The following is a 25,850-nucleotide window of genomic DNA, read 5'->3' as shown; positions in this document are numbered from 1 at the left end:
GAGCCCCGGGGCGAGAGCCAGCCATCGGTCTCCGAGTCACCCGAGGCTCACCCGCTCCTCACCTCCCGTGGCCCCGCACATGCGGCCAACCCTCGGTACGTTGGCGGGGACCACCGCCACCGAGCAGCAGGCACCCCGCCGCAGCCGAGCCGCCCAGCCGAGCCGCATCCAGCGAGGTCTGACCCAGTCCAACCCGCGAGTCGACGAGGAGCCCGGAACCCGTGAGAGCGCTCATCGTCGTCAGCTACGGCTCGTGCGACCTCGTCGCCGCCAACCTCACGGAGTGGGTCGACCCTGAGCGCGAGGGCTGGCGCGTCGTCATCGTCGACAACGCGACAACGGCTGGCGAGCGCAGCCGCGTGACCGAGCTCGCCCGGGAGCGGCGCTGGACCCTCGTGACGCCCGATTCCAACCTCGGGTTCGGCGGCGGGTGCGCGGCCGGTGCCCGCGCCGCAGGCGACGTGACGAGCATCCTCTTGCTCAACCCGGACGCACGCGTTGATCGCGCGACAGCCGACACCCTCGCCTCACGAGTCGAAGCCGAACCCGATCTCATGCTCGCGCCCCGCATCCACGACAGCTCGGGTCGCCGGGGCTTTGCTGGCGCACGCCTCGACGTCCGGACAGGACGCTCCCGCCCGTGGGCGCAGGACGGCGGCGTTCCCTGGCTCACCGGAGCCTGCCTCGCGCTCAGCGCACACGCGTGGCGCAGGCTCGACGGCATCACGCCGGACTACTTCCTCTACTGGGAGGACGTCGACCTCGGCTGGCGCTGGAACGCTCTCGGCGGTCGCTCAGCCGTCGCCGACGACCTCGGCTGCGTCCACGACCCCGGCGGCACACAACGAGACAGCGCCGGGAGCCGCGCCAAGTCACCGACGTACTACTACTACGACACCCGCAACCGCCTCGTCTTCGCGCGCCGACACCTGCCGATTCATGACCGGCTCCGTTGGGCGCTGCACGCTCCCGGCTACGCCTGGGCGTGCCTGCTGCGGGGCGGGCGACGACAGCTGCTCCACCCGACGACGACGCTCTGGCCTGCGCTGCGCGGCACGTGCGCCGGGCTGCTCGCACTCGTTCGTCCGACCGGGCCTGTCGCGCATTCGTGAGTGTCGTGCGGGCCGCGTGCGAGCAGGCAGACGCACGGCGGCCGAGGTCGGCACACCCACCGCCCGGCCGTGACGGCAGGTCGCGCCACCCGCGCTGCGGCACGCGGTGCGAGGGCGGGGTGGTCGCGGGGTGGGATCCCGCCGAGAACGCTCCCCTCACCCCGGTCCCATGATTCGATCGCCTGAGGTCCTGCCAAGGGCCTCCGCAGCGCCGACCTCACACGAGTCCGTGCTGCTGACGGGAACACCGGGGGGTGGACACGTGGAACTCATGGAATACGTCGCGGTGCTGCGGCGGCGATGGCTCGTCATCGTCATCATCGCGCTCGTTGGGGCAGCCGCCGGATTCGGCGCCGCACGATCAACGCAGCCGCTCTACAGATCGACGACGACGTCGTTCGTCTCTCTCACCCAGGGCGGTTCGGTCGCCGAGCTCGTCCAGGGGACGACGTATACGCAGAACCTCGTGCAGTCATTCACGCAGCTCGCCACGATGCCCGCGGTGCTCGACCCCGTGATCGATGAGCTCGGACTCGACATGTCCGCGCGCACCCTCGCACGCGTCGTCACCGCAACGACGCCTCTTGACACGATGTTCGTCGAGATCACGGCGGTCTCGCCTGATCCTTCGGTGGCGACCGCGACGGCGGACGCAGTCGCGGCGAGCCTCGCACGCCAGGTCACCGAGATCACTCCCGGCTCGGCCGACAAGCCCGTGGTTCGCCTCACTGTGGTGGCGCCGGCCGCTGACGCCCGCGTGCCTTTCACACCGAACACACGACGCACGGTCATGCTCGGCGGGGCAGCGGGTGTCGCTCTCGGAGTTCTCGGTGTGCTCGCGCTGTCGTTGCTCGATACCCGCGTCCGGCGCACCGCCGACCTTCCCACACGTTCCGATGCCGTCGTTCTCGGCATCGTGCCGCGCGACCGTGACGCCCGCCGTTGGCGGCCCGCGATCGTGGCGGGGCCTGACGGACATGTCGCCGAGTCCTACCGGCGCGTTCAGACCAACCTGCAGTTCATCAGCGCCGCCAGCAAGGTGAGGTCGTTCGTCATCTCGTCGTCGGTCTCGGGCGAAGGCCGCACGACCGTGGCGATCAACGTGGCCGCGGCGCTCGCCGAGAAGGGCTCACGCGTCTTGCTCGTCGACGCCGATCTGCGCGGCCCCTCCCTTGCCGAGCACACCGGCATCGACTCGCGCGACGGGCTCACGACCATCCTGCTCGGCGAGGCCGAGCTGCGCGACGTCATGCACCATTGGGGACCCGAAGGGCTCGACGTGGTCGTCGCGGGCGGGACTCCGCCCAACCCGGCCCAGCTCATCGACTCCGCGGCCATGCAGTCGTTTCTCACGGACGCGCTCGCCACATACGACGCTGTCATCCTCGACGCCCCTCCGCTCCTTCCCTTCACCGACGCGGCCGTTCTCGCGCGCCACACTGACGGACTTGTCATGGTCGTCGGCGCCTCGACCGTCAGGCGCACCCAGGTCGCGGCCGCGATGACAATGCTCGACACGATCGATGCGACGTGCCTCGGCGTCGTCCTCAACGGGGCCACCTCGCTCGAGTCGGGACGCGCAAGCCGTCGCACTCACACGGGACGCGGCGCTCGGGCACGGCTGACGAAGCGCGCACCTGCCCCGGTCGACCTCACTCGTCCCGTACCTGTCGCGCGGCCCCTGGACAGAGCGCGGGACCTCGAGCGGCCGGCCATCGACACTCACCGCCGTACGGGGCGCGTCAGTGAGGTCACGAACGCACCCGTGAGCGACGTCGCCACCGAGCCGTCCGGACGCGATGACTCTGGCAACGCGCCCTCGAGCCCAAGCACCGCGGCGACGGGCCGCTCCGCGTACGACAGCGCGCCCCACGGCACTCAAAGCTCCGCCACGCACCCGGTCAACGGCCCCCGGGCTCGTCGAAGCGCCTGAGAGGTCGCGGCTGCGACTGGGGTTGGGGTTGCGGCTGGGGTTGCGGCTGAGGTCGCGACTGGGGTTTTCGTCTGCCGTCAGCGCCGACGGCTGACTGCTGCGCGGACGACCTCAACGACGTCGGTCGCATCCCGACGCACCCACGGGATCGCGAGCGCGGCGCCGAGCGCGGCCGCGCCAGCAAGAAGTCCGGCGCCGAGCGACAGCCATGCGGGCCCGTCGATGAGCATCGTGCCACCGTGCGCGGCAAGCCCCACAACGAGGCCGACACCGAGCACGTGCCCAGCACCGCGTGCCAGCTCGCGCCCCGGAAGGGGCGCATGGCGCGAGAGCCACGCGAGCGAGAGCGGCCATTCCAGCGCGTGAGCAAGCGTGTACGCGGCGGCCACACCAACAACACCCCACGTGCTACCGAGGACGACGAGCACGACCTTGAGCGCCACCGTGAGGAGCGTGTACCGGAGCAGGAGCGATGAGAGCCCGAAGACGAGGTACACCCAATAGCCGACGTACGCGAGCGTCTGCAAGAGCGCGGACGTCGCCATGAACCGCACGAGCGGAGCCGCGCCATCCCAGCCCTCACCGAGCAGGACCGCGGTCGCGGGCCCGGCCGTCCCCACCAGGAGCGCTGCCCCGACCATGACGGGGTACGCAAGTGCGAGCTGTGCGCGCACGAGGTACCTGCGCAGCCGCGCGGGCTCGTCGACGAGTCGCGTGAGGACGGGCAGCGCAATCGTTGTCGTGGGTGCCCGGACCTGCGAGACAGGCGTCATGACGAGACGGTAGGCCCGGTCATAGAGGCCGAGCGCCGTCGGGCCGAGGCGCGTGCCGATGACGAGAGCGTCGACGTTGTTGCCGATGTAGACGGCGATCTGCGAGGCCGCGAGATGCCCGCCGAAGCGCCAGAGCTCAGCCATGGGAACACCCCTGCGGGGCCGCGACGGGATCCACCGGCACAGCAGCGCGCACGCAATCATGACCGTGGCTGACTGGACGACCTGCTGCGCCGCGAGTGCGGCCACACCCGCCCCCGCGACAGCGAAGACGACCGCGACCGTCGCGCCGAGCAGCTGGGACCCGACGTCGATGGCCGCGAGCGCCCCGAAGCGTAGCCGTCGCTGCAGGTCAGCCCGCAGCTGTGCGGTGAGGCCGTTAAGCAAGAAGACGACCGCGACGTAGCGGGCGATCGGGACGACATCATCGCGTCCGAAGAGCATGCCGACGAGCGGGGCACCCGCGAGGAGCGCGACGGTGAGGGTCGTGCCAATGAGCGTGTTGGCCCAGAAGAGGTTGGACCGTTGAGCGTCGGTGAGGTCCTTGGTGCGGACCGCGGCGGTCGACAGGCCAAGGTCGCGCACGACCTCACCCACGCCGACGACGACGAGCACCATCGCGATGACACCGTAGTCCGCAGGGGTCAGCAGGCGGGCCAGCACGACGACCGAGAGCATCTGCACCCCGACGCGGGCGACCTGCGCGACCACGGTGACACCTGCGCCGCGCGCGGCGCGACGACCGAGCTCCTCCACGTGTTCCCCGTCCCCTGAACCGTCCTGGCGTGGCGAGTCTATGACCGCACGTGCATCCGCACTCGTGAGCACGGGGTGAGGACGGGGCGACCCTTCGTGGGCGTCGGGCGGGCGCTGGGTGAGATCTCCCCTGCCCCTCACCCGCTCCGCCTAGCGTGGACGACACCACTCCCGATGCCGAGGGACTTGCCGTGCCACTCCTGTTCGTCGCCCACCCGTCCGCCGATGTCTACGGCAGCGATCTGCAGCTCATCGAGTTCGTGCTGGCCGCTCGGGAGGACGCGTGGGAGGTGACGGTGACGGTTCCAGGCCCCGGTCCGCTCGTCGCGCGGCTCGAAGAGGCGGGCGCGCAGGTCATCGTTGACGCCCGGACGCCGGTGCTGCGCAAATCAGCCCTCACCCCCGTCGGGCTCGTGCGGTTGGCGGGCGCGATGCTCCGGTCCATCGTCACGGGCAGTGCGTTGCTGCGGCGGCTGCGGCCGACGGTCGTGGCCGTCAACACCGTGACGATTCCGTCGTGGCTCGTGGCCGCGCGCCTCACGCGCACTCCCGCGCTCTGCTACGTCCACGAGGCAGAGGACGGGGTCTCGCGCATCCTCAGGCGGGGGCTCGCCGCTCCCCTGCGGCTCGCGCGGACGATCCTCGTCAACTCCCAGTCGTCGGCCGGCGTCCTCACGGACGTCGACTCCGGCCTCGGCCGTCGCCTCACGATCGTGCACAACGGCGTTCCGGACGCCGGTGCGCCCGCGCCGCTGCGGTCGCGGCGTCCGGGCGACCCCGCTCACCTGACGCTCGTGGCACGGCTCTCGCCGCGCAAGGGTGTTGACGTCGCGCTCGACGCGGTCGGCATCCTGCGCGCCGCGGGCCGCGACGTGACGCTCGACGTGTGCGGCACCCCGTTCGCAGGCTATGAGCCGTTCGAGGCTGAGCTGCGCGCGCGTGCTGCCCAACCCGACCTTGCTGGCGCGGTGCACCTGCGCGGGTACGTGTCGCCGACGCGTCCGGCACTCGATGCTGCCGACATCGTGCTCGTCCCGTCGCGGCAGGAGCCCTTCGGCAACACCGCGGTCGAAGCGCTGCTCGCGGGGCGCCCGCTCGTCGCCAGCGCAACCCAGGGACTGACCGAGATCGTCACGCCGGGCGTCACTGGACTCCAGGCACGCCCCGGGGATCCAGCGGATCTTGCACGAGCCATCGCGGAGCTGCTCGACGATCCCGCACGGGCCGCTCGTCTTGCTGCGGCTGGTCGCGACGAGGCCGTCGACCGATTCGGCATCGCTCGCTATCGGGCGGCGGCACGAGCAGTCCTCAACGCGACGGCCGACCGTCCCGTGTCAGAGCGTCACCACGGCGTCGTCGCACCGACCGTCACGGTGGCGATCCTCACCTACCGCCGCAATGACGAGGTGCGGCGAACCCTCGCGCACGTCGCCGAGCACGTACGCGGGTTGGCCGCGGCAGACGACGCTCACCGGGACGCGTCGACGGGACTTGCGGCGCGCACACGCGTGCTCGTCGTGGACAACGATCCCCGCGGCGGTGCGCGCGACACCGTTGAGCGCGCGGCCCTCGCACTGCGCGAGTCGGGTGGGCCCGACGTGCGGTACGTCCACGAACCCCGCTCGGGCATCGGGGCAGCTCGCGCCCGCGCGCTCGACGAGGCGACGACGGACCTCCTCGCGTTCATCGACGACGACGACGCCCCGGGTGAAGTCTGGCTCGCGCCGCTCGTCGACACGTGGGCCACGCACCGTGCGACGCTCGTCGCCGGCACGATCGTCCCGGAGTGGCCCGAGCCACCCGACGCCTGGACCCAGGCTGGCGGCTTCTTCCGCCGCCCGGTCTATGACACGGGAGCCGCGCGGCGCAGCGCACCGACCGGCAACCTGCTCATCGACGTCACCGCCGTGCGCGCGCTCGGCGTGGGCTTTCGTGCCGACCGCGGACTGCGGGGAGGCGAAGACACGCTCTTCACGCGCGAGGTCGTTGCCGCAGGCGGTGTCCTCGTCGCATGCGCTCAATCGATCGTCGTCGATCGCATCCCGCACGAGCGAACGTCACGCGCCTGGCTCCTGCAGCGCGTCCAGGATCACGCTGCGACTGCCGTCGACGTCGACCTGACCCTCGCTCGGGGCCGCCTCGCGCGCGCCCGAGTCCGCGCAGCCGCAGGCGCGCGCGGCGCGATCGTCACTGCGCGGGGAGCGTGGCGACTTGGGCGATCACGAGGCACGCAGGGCGTCCGTGACATCGACGACGTCCATGCACGACGCGACCTCGCGCGGGGACGCGGACTCCTCGCCGGCGCGCGTGGCATCCGAGCCGAGCCCTACCGGCGGAACACCGCAGGCGCCGGGGTCCCGCCCGGCACGCCCCGGCCCTCCGGCACGCGGGCGCGTGCCGGAGCAGACACGGCTGTGCCCGCCACGGAGATGTCCATGGCGGGCACAGCGAGCGACAGATCGCCCCGAGTAGGGGGACTCAGCCGCGAGTGAGGCGGAACGTGCGGCCGTCGGTGAAGTAGTTCCCCGTGGCCTGGAGCTCAACCTGCGACTCCTTGCGGATCACCGCGCACGAGGCAATGCGCTGGTTCGTGCCGAACTCGTTGTCGAGGATCTTGATCGCCTTCATGACGCCGAAGTTGCCCTTGTCGTCAATGTTGATCGTGCAACCACCGTGGTTGAGTCGGTTGCCCTGGATCGTGACGTCGGAGACGACACCCGTCGCCTGCGTCACCTGAACGGCCGCGTTGTTGGCCGAACGCATCGTCGTGTTGGTGATCGTGATGCGTCGACCCTGCTGGATCTGCACGCTGTCGGCGTGCGACTCCTTGCCCCCGTGGTTGGGGTCAGCCGCGTAGTAGAGGTTGTCGTCGAACGTCGAGTTCTTGATGACAACGTCGTTGCCCTTGATCGTCACCTGGTCGATGACGTTCTTGATCGTCACACCATCGAGCGTGAAGCCCGCGCCGAGGACACCGTTGATCCACGGAGACTTGATCGTCGGCAGGAACGTCGAGTCGATGACCTTGAGGCCCGTGTTGCCCTCGGTGTTCCACAGCATGAAGTAGTTGGACGTGGGAGCCGTCGACGGACCGACGAACAGCGAGTTGCGGATCGTCACGTTGTTCGCGCGGATCTTCAGCTGACCCGAGATGATCTTGTTCTCGATGACCGTTCCGGCGGTCCACACGGTCGAGGGGCCCGTGTACGCGGTCCGCGCCGGAGGCGTCGTCGCCGTGGACGTGGACGTCACGGTCGGCTTCGGCGTCGCGGTGGCGGTCGGCTTCGGCGTCGCGGTGGCGGTCGGCTTCGGCGTCGCGGTGGCGGTCGGCTTCGGCGTCGCGGTAGCAGTCGGCTTCGCGGTAGCAGTCGGCTTCGAGGTCGCCGTCGCCGTGGGCCGAGGAGTCGCCGTGGGCTTCGAGGTCGCCGCGGGCGTGGGCGTCGGGCGGTTCGTCACGGTGGCGAGGGTCCGACGTGCCTGAGCAAGCGCCGTCGCGCTCTTGGCCTTGGCGGCAAGCGCCGTGCGCGCGTTGATCACGGCCCGACGGTGCGCGACCTTGGCCTTCGATGCGGCCTTCGCCTTCGACCGTGCGACGGCCTTGGCCTTGCGGAGCGTCTTCGTCGTCTTGACGAGGGTGGCACGTGACGACGTCACGCGGACAGCTGCGGCACGCGACATGCTCGCACCGCCGGCACGACGCTTGGCAACCGCGCGCTTGGCAACCTTCGCGCGCTTCTTGGCGATCACGTAACGCTTCTTGGCGATCGTGTACTTCTTCGCCGCTGCCCGGCGCTTGGACGTGGCCGACTTCGCAGCCTTGCGGGTTGTGGTGACCTTGGCGGAGGTCTTCTTCTTCGCTGCGTTCGCACGCGTGGCACGCGTCGTCGCACGCTCATGGACGTCGGCCGCCGACGACACTGCCGCGGTCGCAGCAGCAACAGACGTCGTCGTCTCAGCGGCACTCGCAGTCGTCACAGCGACCGCGGGCACAACAAGCCCTGCAACGAGGAGCGCTGTGGCCCCACGTCGCCGCAAGGAGCTGAAGTTGCTCATGTTCACTCTCATTCGCTCGGGGTGGTCGGCCCCTCGTCATCGACGACGACTGCGTGTCCGCTGCGCACTGGTGGGTGCGCTCGTCATAGATATCGGTCGGTGCCGTAGCGAGATTGAGATTAGGAACGGAGAACATCGTTTTTCTGTGACCCACGACCCGTTGTGATCACGGTCTCCACGGGCATAAAAGATCCCATTGCTTCAGTACTCGAAACGTGCATGTGGGCGATCGGCGGGACTTCCCCCATCGTGACCAGCAGGGATCATCCGAGCCGCACCCCGCCCAGCGCCCGCCCTTGCACTACCACGCGGCACGTAGCGCCCTGAACAAACTTGGTGTGAGGTACGTCATGTCGAGGGTGATTTCACCTCACCCCGCGGAGAAACCGCCCGAACTGGACGCCCGTCACTCTGGGTCAGCGCGATGCGGGGAGGAACTCACTCCGACCACACCGGCAACGCACCGCGGCCCCGGTTCTCCACGTGAGGGAGACCGGGGCCGCAGCGATGGCGCGCCAGCGCGCGCAGAGGACGAGACGCGTCGCGGGGCTAGGCGCTTCGCGGGCCCAGCGCCCGCACGTCACGGAACCACTTAATGCTCGCGGCGAGCGTGAAGAGCGCGGTTGCCGCGACGATCGCGGTGTAGACGGCGAGGAAGGCGGGCATGACCCCGAGCAGCAGGAAGGCGAGACACAGCACGCCATAGTCGGTCGGGATGACGAGCAGCGCGCGGACGTCGGGTCCGCGCCCACCCGATGGCGCACGCGATGTCACACCGGCAGCGCGACGCAGCTGCTCGGTGAGGATCATGCCGAAGAACAGGACGGCTCCGACGACGGCGTGCGCGAGGGGCACGAGGAGCCAGACCACGGGCGCCGCGTCGGCGCGAAAGAACCCGACGAGCAGAGCAAGGGGCAACGCCGAGATCTTTGTCGCGTCGACGACGTGATCAAGCCACTCCCCTGCCGGGCTGCTCGCACCCGTGAGCCTCGCGACCTGACCATCCGCGGAGTCGAACGCGTATCCGAGCACGAGGCACACGCACACGGCCAGTCCCAGCCATGCCGACGGCGGGAGCGCCGCAAGAAGGCCAATGCCGGTGAACGTCAACGCCGCGCTCACGAGCGTCACCTGATTGGGGCTCAGCCCGACGCTCGCCGCCCACGCAGCCAAGACCCGCCCCATGCGCCGGTTGACGTACCGCGAATAGGCGGGGGCCGAACGAGCCGCCCCCTTCTGCGCCGCGGCAAGCACGCGGTAGGCCTCACGGAACGAGAATCTCGTGTTGCTGGGACGCGCAGGCGCCGTCACAGGCGCAGGTCGATCCCCCGCGGCTGGGACCGAGGCTGGCGCTGGGGCCGAGGCTGGCGCCGGCGCCGAGACTCGTGCAGGGGCTGAGGCCTGCGCTGGCGCGGGCGCGGGGGCTGCTGGACGCTCGAACGGGTTCATCGCACTGCCTCCGCCCACTGCGGCACGTCCCGCCTGCGCGCGCTCTGGGGGCCGGGAACATTGCCCGCCATGAGATCACGGGCAAGAGTCTCATACCGTGCGGCCACGTCGTCCCAGTCGTAGTCCCGCGCCCTCACCGCGAGGCTCGCCCCCCGCCGCGCGACGCCGTCGGCGTCCGCCTCGACGTCGGTGAGCAAATGAGCGAGCGACGGCGCATCGGCGAAGAAGAGCCCCGCGTCTCCTAGCACCTCGCGATTGAAGACGACGTCGTACGCGATCGTCGCCGTCCCCGCGCCGATCGCGCGCAGCAGCGAGGGGTTCGTGCCGCCGACCGAGTGCCCGTGCACGTACGTCGCCGCACCGGCGTACAGGGCGTCGAGCAGCTCCGCGTCCCAGACCCCACCGAGGAATCGCACGCGCGGGTCGCCCTGCGCAAGGTCATGGACGCGACGGGTGTACGTGTCGTCATAGGGCGCGGAGCCGACGACGACGAGCGGGCGCTTCGCGCCCGAACGCACGTAACCCTCGACTGCGAGGTGCACGTGATTCTCGGGCTCAAAACGCGCGACGACCAGATGAAAGCCACCGGGCACGAGACCGAGCTCGGCCAATCGCCCCAGATCAGCCTCGAGGCGCGGTGCGCCGTAGGCGATGAGGCGCGTCTGCGCGCCGAACTCGTCCTCGTAGTAGTCCGCGATGCCCTGGGCGTCGGCAATGAGGGCGTCCGAGCGACGAACCGCAGCCTGCTCGGCCCACCGGTAGTACTTCTTGCCCGTGCCAGCCCACTTGGTGCGCCGCCACTCAAGGCCGTCGACATGCGTCGCCACGGGAATCCCGCGGGCCCGCAGAGCTCCCAGGAACGGCGCGTTGGCAGCGTTGAAGACAAACGCCACGTCGGTTCGGCGCGCCATGAGGTGGGCAGCCGACAACGCCGTGTGGCTGAGGGTCTCAAGACTGCGACGACGCAGCGCCGGAAGGTGCACGAGGCTCATGCCGGCGTGCTCAGGCGCGTCACCCTGCGCTCCGCCATTGCCCCGGCGGCAATACACGCGCACGTCATGTCCACGCGCAACGAGCCGCATGCCGATCTCTTCGATCGCTGTCTCGAAGCCGCCGTACCGCGCGGGCACACCACGGGTGCCGACCATCGCGATGCTCAACCTCGCACGGCTCAGCCCTGCCTGCCCACGCCCCACCATGCGACCCCCCGGTCCTCCGGCGTCGCGATGGACGCCCAGGCCGCACATGCAGGCCCACATCCAGCATGCAGGCTCGCGACCTGGGCAGCGCCACCAGGGCACAGTCGTCACCCCCGAGCCACCCCGAGGGCCTACGGAGTCACCCGCGCATCCTCACGCGGGAGCGTGGAACTTCCCTTGGGCCGCGAGCAGCCCCTCCGCGACGAGCATCTCAACCGCGTCGGCCGCAGAGTCCAGCAGGAACGGCAGCTCCTGACGTTCCGCCGGCCCAAAGTCCTTGAGCACGTAGTCCGCGGTGTCCATCCGCCCCGGGGGGCGTCCGACGCCCACGCGGACGCGCAGATAGTCCTTCGTGCCGAGCGCCCGCGTGATGTCGCGCAAGCCGTTGTGCCCACCCTCGCCGCCGCCCATCTTCAGGCGCACGTCGCCGAACGGGATGTCGAGCTCGTCGTGCACGACGATGAGACGGTCGGGCGTCACCCCGAAGTACCCGGCGAGCGCCTTGACCGGGCCCCCCGACGTGTTCATGTACGACTGCGGCTTGGCGAGGACGACCCGAGGTCCCGGCGCCCCGCCCGGGCCCAGGCCGAGGCGAGCCTCGGCTGCCGCGGTCTGCGACCGGTGCGAGGCAAGCTTGACGCCGCAGCGGGCAGCGAGCTCGTCGAGCACCATCTGCCCGGCGTTGTGTCGGTTGCGCGCGTACGTCGGGCCGGGGTTACCGAGCCCGACGATGCACCAGGGTCCGTCGGTCATGCTGTCCTCCTCGGGCGCACACACGCCCCGTCGACGGTCGTTCCGAGCGACGCCGCCCACCTGGGCGGCGTAACGCGAACGCCCGGCACCCGCGAGGGCACCGGGCGTTCACACGCATGAGCGGGAGGCTCAGGCCTCCGTGGTCTCCGCGTCAGCGGCCGGCGCTGCCTCGGCGATCATCTCGGAGATGATGACGATGTCGGTGTCGCCCTCGTTGATGAGGGTCGAGCCCTCGGCCAGGACGAGGTCCTTGCCGTAGACGACCGTGCCCGCGGTGAGGCCCGTGATGTCGACGGAGACCGAGTCGGGGAGGTTCGTGGCCTCAGCCTCGATCTGGACCGAGAGCTGCTCGACGACGTGCATCGTGCCGGGGACGCCGTCGCCGACGATCGTCACGGGAACCTCGACGACGACCTTCTCGCCCTTGCGAACGAGGAGGAGGTCAAGGTGCTCGATCTCGCGGCGGACGGCCTCGACCTGGACGTCACGGACGATGGCAAGCTTCGTGTCGCCCTCGACGTCGATCTCGAACAGTGCGTTCTTGTGGCGGACGAGCGCGAGGTACGTCTCGTGCGTCGGGAGCGACACGTGGAGCGGGTCCGCGCCGTGCCCGTAGAGGACGGCGGGAACGCGACCCTCACGGCGCGTGCGGCGAGCCGCACCCTTGCCGAAGTCGGTGCGGAGAACTGCGGAGAGCTTGACGTCAGACATGCGGGGCTCCTGAGGGAGTCGGGAGAGACCGGGAACGGTAGCGGGACCCGGTGGGCGGTGCCTCGGCGCGGGGCGCATGACGGACGCGCGCGAGCGGACCGCCCAGTCGATCACGGATCATCTGGGGGGCGGACGCATCCGCCGCCGAGGCGCGCGATTCGCGGCCCGTCAGACATCCCTCGCCGAGGCAACCTGTCCAGGATACACGAGACCGGCGGCGCCCTGGGGTGCCGCCGGTGTGCGCGTTCTCTCACCGACCGGCGCTGCCAACCCGCGAGTTCTCAGGCGTTGCCGTCGAAGAGGTTCGTCACCGAGCCGTCGTCGAACACCTCACGGATCGCACGCGCCAGGAGCGGCGCGATCGAGAGGACCGTGAGCTGCGGGAAGCGCTTCTCAGCGGCGATCGGCAGCGTATCCGTCACGACGACCTCGCGTGCACCGGACTCCGAGAGCCGCTGCGCCGCCGGGTCCGAGAGCACGCCGTGCGTGGCCGCGACGATGACCTCCTTGGCGCCCGCCTCGAGGACGACGCGCACCGCTCCGGCGATCGTGCCACCCGTGTCGATGAGGTCGTCAACGAGGATGCAGCTCTTACCCTCGACGTCACCGACGACGCGGTTGGCGACCGCCTGGTTGGGCCGCGAGGTGTCGCGCGTCTTGTGGACGAACGCGAGCGGACCGCCGCCCAGCTTGGCCGCCCACTGCTCGGCGACACGGATGCGGCCGGCGTCAGGTGAGACGACGGTGACGTTGGAGATGTCGACGCGGGTGCGCACGTACTCGATGAGGATCGGCTGCGCCCACAGGTGGTCGACCGGACCGTCGAAGTAGCCCTGGATCTGCGACGTGTGCAGGTCGACGCTCATGAGACGGTCGGCGCCCGCCGTCTTGAAGAGGTCAGCCATGAGACGAGCCGAGATCGGCTCGCGGCCCTTGTGCTTCTTGTCCTGGCGCGCATACCCGTAGAACGGCAGGACCACCGTGATCGTCTTGGCCGAGGCGCGCTTGAGCGCGTCGACCATGATGAGGTGCTCCATGATCCACTGGTTGATGGGCGCGGTGTGCGACTGCAGGACGAAGACGTCAGCGCCACGCACCGACTCCGCGTAGCGCACGTAGATCTCGCCATTGGCGAAGTCGTACGCCGTCGTGTGCACCATCTCGATGCCGAGGGACGCCGCGACCTCGCGCGCGAGCTCGGGGTGGGCTCGGCCCGAGACGAGGACGAGCCGCTTCTCGTCGGCGTGGGAGATGATCCCGGTCATCGTGCGCTGTCTCCTTCAGATACGACGTCGCCCGAGGCGGACTGCCCCGGGAGCGTAGGGGCTGCGGCGCTCTCGGCCCGCTCGCGCTCGGCACGCGCCTGCGCGCCGAGTCCCTGCGGTCCGGAGGCCGCGATCGCGCGGGCCGCTGCCCGCGCCGAGTCCGTGCCCGGCCGACGGCGCTCGACCCAACCGTCGATCGTCCGCTGCGGTGCGTTCGAGACGGCCAGGGCGCCCGGCGGGACATCCTCGAGAATGACGGTTCCGGCGCCCGTGTAGGCGCCGTCGCCGATGGAGACAGGGGCGACGAACTTGTTGTTCGCGCCCGTGCGGGCGTGGGCGCCCACGGTCGTCCGGTGCTTGTCAACACCGTCGTAGTTGACGAAGATCGAGCCCGCGCCGATGTTCGTGCCCTCGCCGATCGTCGCGTCACCGACGTACGTGAGGTGCGGAACCTTCGATCCCGCACCGATCTCGACGTTCTTGGTCTCGACGAACGTGCCGATCTTCCCGCGCGACGCAACGTGCGTTCCGGGGCGCAGGTAGGCGAAGGGGCCGACGCTCACGCCGTCCTCGAGAACCGAGAGCGAGCCGTGCGTGCGCACGATCGTCACGTTCTCGCCGACCTCGACGTCGGTGAGCGTCGTGTCGGGGCCGATCGTCGAGCCCGTGCCGACGGTCGTCGCCCCGTGCAGCTGCGTCCCGGGCAGGATCGTCACGTCCTGGGAGAGCTCGACGTCGACGTCGATCCACGTCGTGGCGGGGTCGACGATCGTCACACCGGCAAGCATGTGCGCGTGCAGGGTGCGGCGGTTGAGCTCCGCCCCCAGCTGGGCGAGCTGCGCACGGTCGTTGACGCCCTCGACCGTGAGAGCGGACGGCGCCTGGACCGCGCCGATGATGCCGCCGTCGGCGCGCGCGATGGCGAGGACGTCGGTGAGGTAGACCTCGCCCTGCGCGTTGTCCTGTCCGAGGCGCCCCAGGGCTCCTCGCAGGACAGCGGCGTCGAAGACGTAGATCGACGAGTTGATCTCGCGGATGCCCCGCTGCTCGGCGGTCGCGTCACGGTGCTCGACGATCCCTGCGACCTGGCCGGCCTCGTCGCGCACGATGCGGCCGTAGCCCGTCGCGTCGGGAACGACAGCGGTGAGGACCGTCGCGGCATGGCCGCCTGCGGCGTGCGCAGTGTGGAGGGCCGTCAGCGTCTCGGTGTCGATGAGGGGGACGTCGCCCGCGACGACGATGACCGTGCCCTCGAGCCCGACCGCGACGCCCGCTGCTGCGGTGCCCTCACCTGCTGCGACGGCGTGAGCCGCGGCATCGAGCCGTTCGAGCGCGCACTGCACGGCGCGCCCCGTCCCGGGAATGTCGTCCTGGTCGGCGACGACGACGTCGGGAACGCGTGCGAGAGCCTCCGCCGCAACATCTTCACGGGCGTGACGGACGACGACGACGAGCCGCTCGGGCTCGAGCCCCTGCGAGGCAGCGAGGACATGACCGAGGACGGTACGCCCGCCGATCGCGTGAAGCATCTTCGACGTCGTCGACCTCATACGGGTTCCTTGACCTGCGGCAAGGACAACGACGGCGGCGGGGCGTGCGGTGGTCACATGGACTCCGGTCGCTCGGGGGCGGGATCGGCCTCACAAAGGCCCGGCCGACAGTCTACCGCCGCGCTCGGACCCGCCCGCCAGGTCCTCGGGCTCCGCCCCCGGGATTCGAACCCAGACTGCACGGCTCCAAAGGCCGGCGTGCTGCCATTACACCAGGGCGGAACAGCGGGCAGAGCCCGCCGCCTCGACGATTCTGCCAGCCTCGCACGGCATGTTCGAACTCGCGCACCCCACATCCGCGCCCGGCGCGGCATGATGGGGGCGTGTCCGCTGAGAACAAGAGGGTCCCGCGCGCCCGGATGTCCGCGAAGGAACGCCGAGAGCAGCTCCTTGCCGTGAGCCGGGAGCTCTTCGGGGCGAAGGGATTCGACGGCACCAGCATCGAAGAAATCGCTGCGCGCGCGTCCGTGTCCAAGCCCGTCGTCTACGAGCACTTCGGCGGCAAGGAGGGCATCTACGCGGTCGTCGTCGACCGCGAGGTCGAGGCGCTGACGAGCGCGCTCACGCGCGCGCTCGAGGCTGGCGGCCACCCCAAGATCCTCGTCGAGCGCACCGCGATGGCGCTCTTCGACTACATCGAGGCGAACGAAGACGGCTTCCGCGTCCTCGTGCGCGACTCACCCGTGACACAGTCGTCGGGCACGTTCTCCAGCCTCATCGGTGACGTCGCCATGCAGGTCGAGCACCTGCTCGGCGCCCAGTTCACGCGGCGCGGCCTCAACCCGCGCTACTCCCCCATCTACGCGCAGATGCTCGTCGGCATGGTTGCCCTCACGGGTCAGCACTGGCTCGACCAGCGCACCGCCTCGAAGGAAGAGGTCGCCGCGCACCTCGTCAACCTCGCGTGGAACGGCCTCGCGGGCATGGAGAGCGCCCCGGTCCTGCCGACGCGCACGAGCGGCGACGCGACCCTCGACAAGCTCCTCGGACAGTCGGCCACGGGACCGAACGAACCGCGGCCTGACGGCGGCACCGCGAGCGCGTCACGCGAGTCCGCCAAGGACCGCACACGCCTCGAGAAGGACGCCGCACGCGAGCTGGCGCGGCTCGACAAGGAGCGCGAGAAGTCCGAGAAGGAAGCCGCACGCGACCGTGAGAAGGCAGCGAAGGACGCGGCCAAGGAGGCCGCGCGGCTCGCGAAGGAGGCGGCGAAGTCACGCCCGTCGGCCGACGAGCCCGGAACCGCGACCGCCACGTCCTGACCCCCGGCATCGCACACGGCTGCGGCGCCCCGCTCGTGAGGGAGCAGGGCGCCGCAACCGGTGACGGCGAGCCTTACGGCATCGGCGTCAGCTTGGCATAGTCCTCGACCGTGCCGTCCCGCAGACACGTCTCGATGATCTCGCGGCCCAGCGGGTCGAGCTCCTCGGTGAGGAACTGCTGCAGCTCCTCCTTGAAGAACGCGACGAGCGTCTGAGCTCCCTCGTCGTAGGCCTCGAGCCCCACCTGCGACTGGTTCTGCGGCTGCAGGAACGTCGGGCGCACGAGCTGACCGTCGAGCTTGACCTCGGTCGGCGTGTAACCGAACAGCGCACAGCGCGCCGGAACCAGACGATCCTTGGGGAACTTGCCCCCGCCACGACGCGCCAAGTACTCCCGCGTCAGCCACTCGGCGGCGAAGCCCACCTTGTACGCACCGATGTGCTGGTTGGGCGTGAGCACGTAACGCGTCCGGTCAGCGGCAACGAGCTGCCGGAGCAGCAAGTTCGCAGCAGCGACCTTCGTGCCGGTCGAGAACGGCCAGTACGAGCCGACGCCCTCGGAGACGAGCCCGCCGTGCGTGAGCTTCTTGACGTCCGACGTCGACTCGCCGATCGACGGGTTCTTGTCGCCGCGCGGCGCGATGAGACGCCACAGCCACGCGAGCGACGCGGGCACGACGTGCATCATGCCCATGACGCCGTAGGACGGCTTCTCCCGGGTGCACGCGGGCATGCGAACACCGAACGTGCGCACGTCGACGGCCATGGGCTCATTGACGACGTCCTTGATCATGCGACGCGGGATGACGACGCGCGGGTTGGGGCACCGCGAGCCATTCGAGTCGAGCGAGTGCTCCCACGGCAGGATCGTCGCGCCCGGCGTGCCCTGGATCGAGAAGAACACGAGCGGGGCGTCGGGCTCGATGCAGGCGCGCTCGAAGTGCGGGTCGTCGCCGTAGTGCTGCATGCCGTCGACACGGACGAACCAGCCGTCCTCCGCGTCGGCGACGACGAGCTGGCCGTCGACCGTCTGCAGGTCCTTGTGGCACAGCGTCATGTCGTCCGTGACGGGCGCAAGGCGCGAGGACTCCGAGAGGTTGATGAAGTACGGCTCGTTCGAGACGACGTTCGTACCGAGGAGGATGCGGCCGTCGTCCTGACGACGGATGTCCTGACACATCTCCGACTTGCCGCCGCCCGAGGCGCCCTCGTGCATGATGATCGTCTCGTTCTCGTACGGCGTCGTCACCCGCACCGACGAGGCGTGCGCGGTCAGCCACCCCTCCTGCTCACCGATGTCGAGCAGCGCCGAGAACACGCCCTTCTTCGCGGACGGCCCCGGGTAGAGGTTGTACGCGAAGATCTCGTGGAGCGTCTCGGAGCGGTCGTGGACGACGACCTGACGCCCCTGGTAGTGGGTGTGACGGAACGGCGGCGCCGCGTAGAGGATCGAGCGCGGCGCGTACGGCTCGAGCTCGTCGAGCGTGACGAACCCCTGCAGGTCGACGAGCGCGGTCGCGAAGAACGCCGTGTTGGCGGGGACGATCGCAAGCGACGGGGATCCGTAGGTGAGTCCGCCAGCCTTGTAGGGCACGACGATGAGGTCCTGCGTGCCGAGCCAGTCGAGCGTCTCTTGCTTGACCGCGGCAAAGGACTCGCCGTACACGTCGGCGTAGCGCGGCTTGTCCGTGCGACCGTCGTCCGCGATGCGCATGCAGTCCGGGTCCCGGCGGCGCATGTAGTCCTCGGGGTAGTTCACCGCGATGCCGTTACGGCCGCGGACGATCTCGGCCTCGACGACGCTCGAGCCGTCGGGCAGGGGGTAGACGACGTCGAACCTGTCGCCGCCCTCCGGACCGAGCGAGAGCTCGAAGAGCTCGGCGCGCGTGCGCGGCACGATGACGGACGGTGCGGCCTCGAGCGCGGCCTGGACCGCCGGCGGCAGCGACACCTTGGCGAGCAGTTCTTCCACGGGTTTCTCCTCACGTGAGCAAGCGCACGCGAGCCCCCTGGGGCGACGTCACGTGCTGGACGGCCGGTGGTCGCCCCGGGACGGGCCTTGACCTGCCGTTGACTTCAACGTTAGCCGGGGCCATTCACGCGAATCGTGGGACCTTGGACCACATCTGTGGTCACGCGCTGGACACTTCCGTGGCGGATCGGCTGGCATTGATGTGGCAGACCTCACCCGCCAGATGGCAGGCTGGTGCCCATCCACACGTCCCGACCTCGGAGAACACGTGACCAGGCTCGAACTCCGCTCACTCATGAAGTCCTACGGAACACGCCGCGTTCTCGACGACGTGTCGTTCACGGTCGACGGGGGTGAGATCCTCGGTTTTGTCGGCGCCAACGGCGCTGGCAAGACGACGACGATGCGCATCGTCCTCGGCGTCCTCGCCGCTGACGGAGGCGAGGTCCTGTGCGACGGACGCCCGCTCGACGCGATGCAGCGCCGCAGCATCGGGTACATGCCCGAGGAACGCGGCCTCTACCCGAAGATGAAGGTCGGCGAACAGCTCACCTACCTGGCCCGGCTCCACGGGCTCGACCCGGCAGCGGCGCGCGCCGCGACGCTCGAGTGGACCGAGCGGCTCGGCGTGGCCGAGCGCCTCGGCGACGAGGTGCAGAAGCTCTCGCTCGGCAATCAGCAGCGCGTCCAGCTCGCGGCCGCCCTCGTCCACTCCCCCGAGATCCTCGTCCTCGACGAGCCCTTCTCGGGCCTCGACCCGGTCGCCGTCGACGTCATGAGCTCGGTTCTGCGCGAGCGCGCCGCCGCAGGCGTCCCCGTCGTCTTCTCCTCTCACCAGCTCGACCTCGTCGAGCGGTTGTGCGACCGCGTCGGGATCATCCGGGCGGGCCGCATGGTCGCGCTCGACTCGGTCGACCGCCTGCGCGACGCCGGCGCCCCGCGCTGGCGCGTCCTCGCCCCCGCAGCGGCGCCCGGGTGGGCGGCCGCCGTGCCCGGCGCGCGACTCATCTCCGACGGGCCAGAGGGCACGGTCGTCGAGGTGACGCACGACGGCGTCGAGCAGCAGGTCCTTGCCGCCGCCCAGCAGACGGGAGCGGTCCACGAGTTCACGCGCGTCCGCCCGTCGCTCACCGACCTGTTCCGCCACGTCGTCGCCGAGGGCGACGCTGCTACCGAGGAGGCCCGCGCATGAGCACGGCCAGCACCGTCCGGCTCGTCGCCGCCCGTGAGATCTCCGTCCGCGCACGGTCGAAGGCCTTCGTGTGGACGACCGCGATCATCCTGGTGCTCATCGTCGCGGGTTCGGCGCTCATGGGGTTCCTGGCCAACCAGACTCCCGACCCCGTCGACGTCAAGGTCGCTGACGCAACGACCGCAACCGCGCTGACGCGTGCCGCAACGTCGACGGGAGTGACCCTCACGACGACGGTCGTCGACACGAACGCGGGTCTCCCCGAGCTCGTCGACGACGACGTCTACGTCGAGCTCTCGCCCGACGGCACCGTGCACGCGACGGTCCTCGCCGAGGTTCCCGGAACAGTCGCGACCGCCCTGACTGTCATGGCTCAGCAGGCCGCGCTCGGGGTTGCGATCACCGACCTCGGCGGCGATCCGGCGACGGTTGACGCGGCCGTCCTCAACGCGCAGCCCCAGGTGACGACGCTCGACGAGCCCACGGTCGGGCCCGAGCTCGGCGCGTCAATCCTCGGCCAGGTCGTGGGCATCCTCATCTTCGTCGCGATCATGACGACGGGGCAGATGGTCGCGCAGGGCGTAGTCGAGGAGAAGTCGAGCCGCGTCGTCGAGATCCTCTTGTCGACGATCCGACCCGCGCAGCTCATCGCGGGCAAGGTCGTCGGCATCGGAGCACTCGGCCTGGCGCAGGTGGCCGCGTACGTCGTCGTCGGGTCATTGTCTGCCAAGTCCTTCGGGCTGCTCGACGGGATCGACATCGATCTGTGGTCGGCGGCGGGCTCGACGCTCGTGTGGTTCCTGCTCGGGTACGCGATCTACGCACTGCTCTTCGCGGCGGCCGGAGCGCTCGTCTCTCGCCAGGAGGACGTCGGCTCCGTGACGACGCCGATCCTCATGATGCTCATGATCCCGTACGTCGTCGGCATCTCGATCGCGCCGTGGGACCCGTCGAACACGCTCGTCACGGTGCTGTCGTACGTGCCGTTCTTCGCGCCGCTCATCATGCCGATGCGGTCGGCGCTCGACGTCGCGATGCCGTGGGAGGTCGTCGTCATGATCGTCGCGTGCCTCGCCGTCATCGGCCTGCTCGTGTGGGTTGCGGGCACGATCTACGGCCGCGCCGTGCTGCGGACGGGCGCCCGCGTGCCCCTACGCGAGGTGCTGCGCTCCCGCTGAGCGGCTGCGCCGGGCCGGTCTCGCGTCGGCTGCGCCGGGCCGGTTGCTTGCGCGGGCGCACCTCCGAGGGGTGCGGACGCGCAAGCAACCGGTCGGGACGCCGGCCGGGACGCCGGTCCTGGCTCCCGATATCTCGACGTCAAGTAATCTGGTGCGATGGACGACGGAACCGGATCCCCGCAGGTCGTGCCCGTGAGCGCACCCGCGGTCGCCGACGAGGTCGACCGGATCGTCGCCGCGTGGCGCCGGGAACGACCCGATCTCGACGTCTCCCCGCTCGAGGTCCTCTCGCGCGTGACGCGCCTCGCCCGCCATCTCGACCGCGCCCGCCGCGGCGCCTTCGCCCGCCACGGCCTTGAGACCTGGGAGTTCGACGTCCTCTCGGCGCTGCGTCGCGCAGGCCTGCCCTACGAGCTCTCCCCCGGTGCGCTCCTCACCCAGACGCTCGTCACCTCAGGCACCATGACGAACCGCATCGACCGTCTCGAGGACCACGGGCTCGTCTCACGCCGCCCCTCCCCGGGGGATCGCCGCGGCGTGCTCGTCCGGCTCACCGAGTCGGGCCTCACGAAGGTCGACGCCGCGATGGCCGACCTCGTGGGCGAGGAGCACGCGATCCTCGCGTCGCTCGATCGGGACCAGCGCGTCGCTCTCGCCACGCTGCTCCACGACGTCCTCGGGCAGTTCGACGCCTGACCGGTGAGGCGCTCCGGCGTCGCCCACCCGCACGACCGATAAACTCACGCGGTGGCCCACCTCCTCGGCGCAGAAAACCTGCGCATCGCTTTCCCGCACAAGGTCGTCCTCGATTCCGTGACCCTCGGACTCGACGAGGGCGACCGCGTCGGAGTCGTCGGACGTAACGGCGACGGCAAGTCGACGCTCATGCGCCTTCTCGCGGGCCGCACCGACCCCGACGACGGACGCGTCACCGTCCGCGGCGGCGTGACGATCGCGATGCTCGACCAGGCCGACACTCTCGACCCCGACATGACGGTGGCCACCGCGGTCGTGGGTGACCGCGCCGAGCACGAATGGGCGGGCGACGCCCGCGTGCGCGACGTCCTCGACGGTCTTGTCCGCGACCTGCCCTGGGACGCGCGGATCGGTGACCTCTCAGGAGGTCAACGTCGCCGCGTCGCGCTCGCCGCACTCCTCACGCGCGACCACGACGTCCTCTTCCTCGACGAACCCACGAACCACCTCGACGTCGAGGGCGTGGCCTGGCTCGCCGCTCACCTGCGCACGCGCTGGTCGGCGAACGCTGGCGCCCTGCTCGTCGTCACGCACGACCGCTGGTTCCTCGACGAGGTGTGCACGACGACGTGGGAGGTCCACGACGGCATCGTCGAGCCCTTCGAGGGCGGCTATGCCGCCTACGTCCTCCAGCGCGTCGAGCGCGATCGGCAGTCGGCCGTCGTCGAGCAGAAGCGTCAGAACCTCATGCGCAAGGAGCTGGCCTGGCTGCGTCGCGGCGCACCCGCGCGGACGTCCAAGCCACGCTTCCGCATCGACGCCGCCAACCAGCTCATCGCTGACGTGCCGCCCGTGCGTGACACGGTCGAGCTCTCGCGCGTCGCGACGGCGCGCCTCGGCAAGCAGGTCGTCGACCTCGAGAACGCGAGCTTCGCGTACGGCGACGTACCCGTCCTGCACGACGTCACGTGGCGGATCGCCCCGGGCGAGCGCACGGGGCTGCTCGGCGTCAACGGCGCGGGCAAGTCGACGCTCCTCAAGCTCATCACGGGCGAGCTCACCCCGAGCGGAGGCCGCGTCAAGCACGGCAAGACGATTCAGGTCGCCACGCTCACGCAGGAGCTCGCCGAGCTCGCTGACGTGTGGGAGGACCGTGTCTCTGACGTTGTCGCGCAGTACCGCACGACGTACGTCTCGGGTGGCAAAGAGATGACGCCCGGGCAGCTGCTCGAGCGTCTCGGTTTCACGAACGCGCACCTCTCGACGCAGGTCAAGGACCTCTCGGGCGGTCAGCGTCGGCGCCTGCAGCTGCTGCTCATCCTGCTCGACGAGCCGAACGTGCTTGTGCTCGACGAGCCGACGAACGACATGGACACCGACATGCTGGCGGCGATCGAGGACCTCCTCGACACGTGGCCTGGCTGCCTCCTCGTCGTCTCGCACGACCGCTACCTGCTGGAGCGCGTCACCGACCAGCAGTACGCGGTCACCGAGGGCACGTTGCGGCACCTGCCGGGCGGGGTCGACGAGTACCTTGCGCTGCGCGCCACGCAGCGCCGTGAGCAGGATGCCGCCGCGCGCGGCCGGGCCACGGCCGCGTCGGCCGACGCGGCGACCCGGGACGGCGGCGCGCCCGCGCTCTCGGGCGCCGAGCGCCGCGACCTCACCAAGGAGCTCGGCGCGATCGAACGTCGGATGACGAAGCTCGAGAACCAGGTGACGAAGGTGCACGCCGACATGGCGGTGCACGACCAGTCCGACTTCGAGGGCCTGGCGAGTCTCCAGAAGAAGATCGCCACGTCCGAGGCCGAGCTTGCGCAGGCAGAGGAACGCTGGCTCGAGCTCACCGAGCTGCTCGGGTGACCTCTCCCGCTCCTCTACTTCTGCCAATCCGTCGGGGCCTGGTCCCATGGGTAGCCGATCTGCACGTGCGACGTGTACGAATCCGCGAACGCGCGCCCCATTGAACGGTGGGAACGCGTCAATTCGTCGGCGAGATGGAGGGTGGGAGCGTGGGCGGGGGGGCAGAGGGCGGCGGGATGGACGCCGGGACCGTGAGGGTCCGCGCGCCCGCGACGTTGCCGGTTGCGGTCGTCACGTCGTCGACGTGCCCCGACGCGATCATCGCCGCGGCGAGCGCGAGCGCGTGCCGCGGCGAGCGGCCCAGTGCCGCAACGGTCGGGCCCGACCCTGAGACGACGACGCCCAGGGCTCCCGCGGCACGTGCGACATCGACGACGTCACGGAGCGCCGGCTCGAGGTCGCACGACGCGGCCTCGAGATCATTGCGCAGGTGCGCGCCGACCCCGTCGGCATCGCCCGCGCGGAGCGCTGCCATGAGCGCGGGCCCCGGCTCGTCGTCCCACGCAGTCGCCGTCGGAACATCCTCGCCACGCACAGCTGCGTCGGCCAGCCGCGCGTCGAACCGGGCGTAAGACGCCGCGGTCGAGATTCCCTCGTGCCGCAGCCCGAACGCCCAGTGAAACTCCCCACGCACGAGCGCGGGTGTGAGCAGCTCGCCCCGGCCCGTGCCGACCGCGGTATGCCCGACGAGCGGGAACGCGACGTCCGCCCCCAGCTCGCCCGCGAGCTCGAGAAGCCGCTCACGCGGCAGGCCGGTGCCCCACAGGGTGTCGCACGCGAGGAGGGCGGCCGCGCCGTCGGCCGAGCCGCCCGCCATGCCGCCCGCGACCGGCACACCCTTGGCCAGGTGAAGGTGGACGTCAGGCTCGAGCCCGACCTCGGCGGCAAGCAACTCGGCCGCCCGCCACGCGATGTTCGACGCGTCGAGGGGCACCAGCTCGGCCTGCGGCCCCGACGCCGTGATCGACAGCCCCGTACCCGCGGTCGCCGTGACGTCCTCGTACAGCGACACCGCTTGGAACACGGAGACGACGCGGTGGTACCCGTCGTCCCCGAGGGGACTCACGTGAAGCGCAAGGTTGACCTTGCCCGGGGCGCGGACGATCACCCGCTCGGGAGCGCCGGGCGTCATTCCTGAGGCTCCGCCTCACGCGGGGCACGCTCACGACGCGACGCGCGCGGCGCGGGTGCGTGAAAGCCGCCGCGCGCGAGCAGCTGCTCCGTGATGCGCGCGAACGCGTCGATGTCGCAGACCTCACCGCGCGCGGACGGGTCGACCCCCGCGGCTTCGAGCGCCTCGGCCGCCGCGGCCCCCGAGCCGGCCAGGCCCGCAAGCGTTGCGCGCAACGTCTTGCGGCGCTGCGCGAACGCCGCGTCGACGACCACGAAGACGTCCTCGCGCGCAGCCGTCGTCGACGGCGGCTCGCGCCGCTCCATCGCGACGAGCGCCGAGTCGACGTTCGGGGCGGGCCAGAACACGTTGCGGCCGATCGTCGCAGCACGCGACGTGCGGCAGTACCAGGCGGCCTTCGCCGACGGGACGCCGTAGGTCTTCGAGCCCGGAGGGGCAGCGAGCCGGTCGGCGACCTCGAGCTGCACCATGACGAGCACCCGCTCGAGGGAGTCGAAGCGCTCGAGGAAATGCAGCAGCACAGGCACCGAGACGTTGTACGGGAGGTTCGCGACGAGCGCGACGGGCGGCGGCCCGGGCAGCTCGGTGATCGTCATCGCGTCCTGCGCGACGAGCGAGAACCGCTCAGCCGCGTCGGGCTGGAACCTCGTGACCGTCGCGGGCAGCTCCGCCGCCAGCACCGGGTCGATCTCGACCGCGATGACATCCGCGCCGACCTCGAGCAGCCCGAGAGTGAGCGAGCCGAGCCCGGGCCCGATCTCGACGACGCGCTCACCCGCGCTCACCCCGGCGGTCCGCACGATCTTCCGGACCGTCCCCGCGTCGATGACGAAGTTCTGGCCGAGGGTCTTCGTCGGCCGGACACCGAGGCGCTCAGCGAGCTCACGCACCTGGGCGGGGCCGAGCAGGGAGGCGGCAGAAGTCATGCGCACGAGCCTACGCGGCCCGGCGCCGCCTGAAGAACTCGGGGCACACACGACTCGGGCGTCCTTCCGCAGCTG

Annotated in this window: 18 protein-coding genes, 1 tRNA gene and 1 pseudogene; 8 read left to right on the top strand and 12 right to left on the bottom strand. The window is 70.5% G+C overall.

The window, feature by feature from the left end; all coding sequences use genetic code 11:
* The first annotated feature begins 221 nt into the window (after positions 1-221).
* Both ACTVCO_RS05780 and ACTVCO_RS05775 read left to right on the top strand, forming a co-directional pair.
* On the top strand, positions 222-1,112 hold the full coding sequence (locus ACTVCO_RS05780) for a glycosyltransferase family 2 protein (RefSeq protein ID WP_443727457.1): 891 nt from the start codon (positions 222-224) through the stop codon (positions 1,110-1,112).
* 271 nt (positions 1,113-1,383) lie between these two features.
* Complete coding sequence (locus ACTVCO_RS05775) at positions 1,384-3,045, top strand: polysaccharide biosynthesis tyrosine autokinase (RefSeq protein ID WP_443727909.1); 1,662 nt, start codon at positions 1,384-1,386, stop codon at positions 3,043-3,045.
* 77 nt (positions 3,046-3,122) lie between these two features.
* On the opposite strand, the gene ACTVCO_RS05770 is transcribed toward ACTVCO_RS05775, so the two are convergent.
* On the bottom strand, positions 3,123-4,574 hold the full coding sequence (locus ACTVCO_RS05770) for a lipopolysaccharide biosynthesis protein (protein WP_443727456.1): 1,452 nt from the start codon (positions 4,572-4,574) through the stop codon (positions 3,123-3,125).
* A gap of 155 nt (positions 4,575-4,729) precedes the next feature.
* Between ACTVCO_RS05770 and ACTVCO_RS05765 the strand changes: the two genes are divergently transcribed.
* Positions 4,730-7,066: a glycosyltransferase gene (locus ACTVCO_RS05765; protein WP_443727455.1), complete on the top strand. Its 2,337-nt coding sequence runs from the start codon at positions 4,730-4,732 to the stop codon at positions 7,064-7,066.
* On the opposite strand, the gene ACTVCO_RS05760 is transcribed toward ACTVCO_RS05765, so the two are convergent.
* The 8 genes from ACTVCO_RS05760 to ACTVCO_RS05725 form a co-directional block, all read right to left on the bottom strand.
* A complete protein-coding gene (locus ACTVCO_RS05760; protein ID WP_443727454.1) occupies positions 7,053-8,627 on the bottom strand; it encodes a hypothetical protein in 1,575 nt (524 codons plus the stop codon). The genes ACTVCO_RS05765 and ACTVCO_RS05760 overlap by 14 nt on opposite strands.
* A 549-nt stretch (positions 8,628-9,176) precedes the next feature.
* A complete protein-coding gene (locus ACTVCO_RS05755) occupies positions 9,177-9,938 on the bottom strand; it encodes a CDP-alcohol phosphatidyltransferase family protein (RefSeq protein WP_443727453.1) in 762 nt (253 codons plus the stop codon).
* Between the two features lie 134 nt (positions 9,939-10,072).
* A complete protein-coding gene (locus tag ACTVCO_RS05750; protein WP_443727452.1) occupies positions 10,073-11,224 on the bottom strand; it encodes a DUF1972 domain-containing protein in 1,152 nt (383 codons plus the stop codon).
* Positions 11,225-11,428: 204 nt separating this feature from the next.
* On the bottom strand, positions 11,429-12,028 hold the full coding sequence (gene pth / locus ACTVCO_RS05745) for an aminoacyl-tRNA hydrolase (RefSeq protein WP_443727451.1): 600 nt from the start codon (positions 12,026-12,028) through the stop codon (positions 11,429-11,431).
* A 129-nt stretch (positions 12,029-12,157) separates the two neighbouring features.
* Entirely contained in the window at positions 12,158-12,739 is a 582-nt protein-coding gene (locus ACTVCO_RS05740; protein ID WP_443727450.1) for a 50S ribosomal protein L25/general stress protein Ctc, read from the bottom strand.
* Positions 12,740-13,020: 281 nt separating this feature from the next.
* Positions 13,021-14,004, bottom strand: a complete 984-nt coding sequence (locus ACTVCO_RS05735) for a ribose-phosphate diphosphokinase (RefSeq protein ID WP_443727449.1) — start codon at positions 14,002-14,004, stop codon at positions 13,021-13,023.
* The gene (gene glmU, locus ACTVCO_RS05730) at positions 14,001-15,611 is read right to left on the bottom strand and encodes a bifunctional UDP-N-acetylglucosamine diphosphorylase/glucosamine-1-phosphate N-acetyltransferase GlmU (RefSeq protein WP_443727448.1); all 1,611 of its coding nucleotides are present in this window, start codon (positions 15,609-15,611) and stop codon (positions 14,001-14,003) included. The genes ACTVCO_RS05735 and glmU overlap by 4 nt, the downstream gene beginning before the upstream one ends.
* 93 nt (positions 15,612-15,704) lie before the next feature.
* Positions 15,705-15,776 (bottom strand) — tRNA-Gln (locus ACTVCO_RS05725).
* A gap of 137 nt (positions 15,777-15,913) precedes the next feature.
* On the opposite strand from ACTVCO_RS05725, the pseudogene ACTVCO_RS05720 reads away from it, so the two are divergent.
* A pseudogene (locus ACTVCO_RS05720) lies at positions 15,914-16,510 on the top strand (TetR family transcriptional regulator); the annotation flags it as partial.
* 379 nt (positions 16,511-16,889) lie between these two features.
* On the opposite strand, the gene ACTVCO_RS05715 reads toward ACTVCO_RS05720, so the two are convergent.
* Positions 16,890-18,788: a DUF4914 family protein gene (locus ACTVCO_RS05715; RefSeq protein ID WP_443727447.1), complete on the bottom strand. Its 1,899-nt coding sequence runs from the start codon at positions 18,786-18,788 to the stop codon at positions 16,890-16,892.
* Positions 18,789-19,056: 268 nt separating this feature from the next.
* Between ACTVCO_RS05715 and ACTVCO_RS05710 the strand changes: the two genes are divergently transcribed.
* The 4 genes from ACTVCO_RS05710 to ACTVCO_RS05695 all read left to right on the top strand — a co-directional run bounded on the left by ACTVCO_RS05710 (position 19,057) and on the right by ACTVCO_RS05695 (position 23,717).
* Entirely contained in the window at positions 19,057-19,980 is a 924-nt protein-coding gene (locus ACTVCO_RS05710; protein ID WP_443727446.1) for an ABC transporter ATP-binding protein, read from the top strand.
* Positions 19,977-21,158, top strand: coding sequence for an ABC transporter permease (locus tag ACTVCO_RS05705; RefSeq protein ID WP_443727445.1), 1,182 nt, complete (start codon positions 19,977-19,979; stop codon positions 21,156-21,158). The genes ACTVCO_RS05710 and ACTVCO_RS05705 overlap by 4 nt, the downstream gene beginning before the upstream one ends.
* Positions 21,159-21,314: 156 nt before the next feature.
* Positions 21,315-21,854 (top strand): MarR family winged helix-turn-helix transcriptional regulator, encoded by a 540-nt coding sequence (locus ACTVCO_RS05700; protein ID WP_443727444.1) that lies wholly within the window; start codon positions 21,315-21,317, stop codon positions 21,852-21,854.
* Positions 21,855-21,905: 51 nt separating this feature from the next.
* Positions 21,906-23,717 carry an ABC-F family ATP-binding cassette domain-containing protein gene (locus tag ACTVCO_RS05695; RefSeq protein WP_443727443.1) on the top strand — a complete coding sequence of 604 codons (1,812 nt, stop codon included), beginning with the start codon at positions 21,906-21,908 and terminating at the stop codon, positions 23,715-23,717.
* A gap of 118 nt (positions 23,718-23,835) precedes the next feature.
* Here ACTVCO_RS05695 and ACTVCO_RS05690 read toward each other — a convergent pair whose 3' ends face one another.
* Together ACTVCO_RS05690 and rsmA are read right to left on the bottom strand one after the other, a co-directional pair.
* Complete coding sequence (locus tag ACTVCO_RS05690) at positions 23,836-24,849, bottom strand: 4-(cytidine 5'-diphospho)-2-C-methyl-D-erythritol kinase (protein ID WP_443727442.1); 1,014 nt, start codon at positions 24,847-24,849, stop codon at positions 23,836-23,838.
* Entirely contained in the window at positions 24,846-25,775 is a 930-nt protein-coding gene (gene rsmA, locus ACTVCO_RS05685) for a 16S rRNA (adenine(1518)-N(6)/adenine(1519)-N(6))-dimethyltransferase RsmA (RefSeq protein ID WP_443727441.1), read from the bottom strand. Before rsmA ends, ACTVCO_RS05690 begins: the two co-directional genes overlap by 4 nt.
* Positions 25,776-25,850: the final 75 nt, after the last annotated feature.

The organism is Sanguibacter sp. A247 (assembly GCF_052324925.1).
Classification (GTDB): Bacteria; Actinomycetota; Actinomycetes; order Actinomycetales; family Cellulomonadaceae; genus Flavimobilis.
Note: the sequence above shows the minus strand (reverse complement) of the source record. Positions and strands in the feature narration are given on the sequence as shown.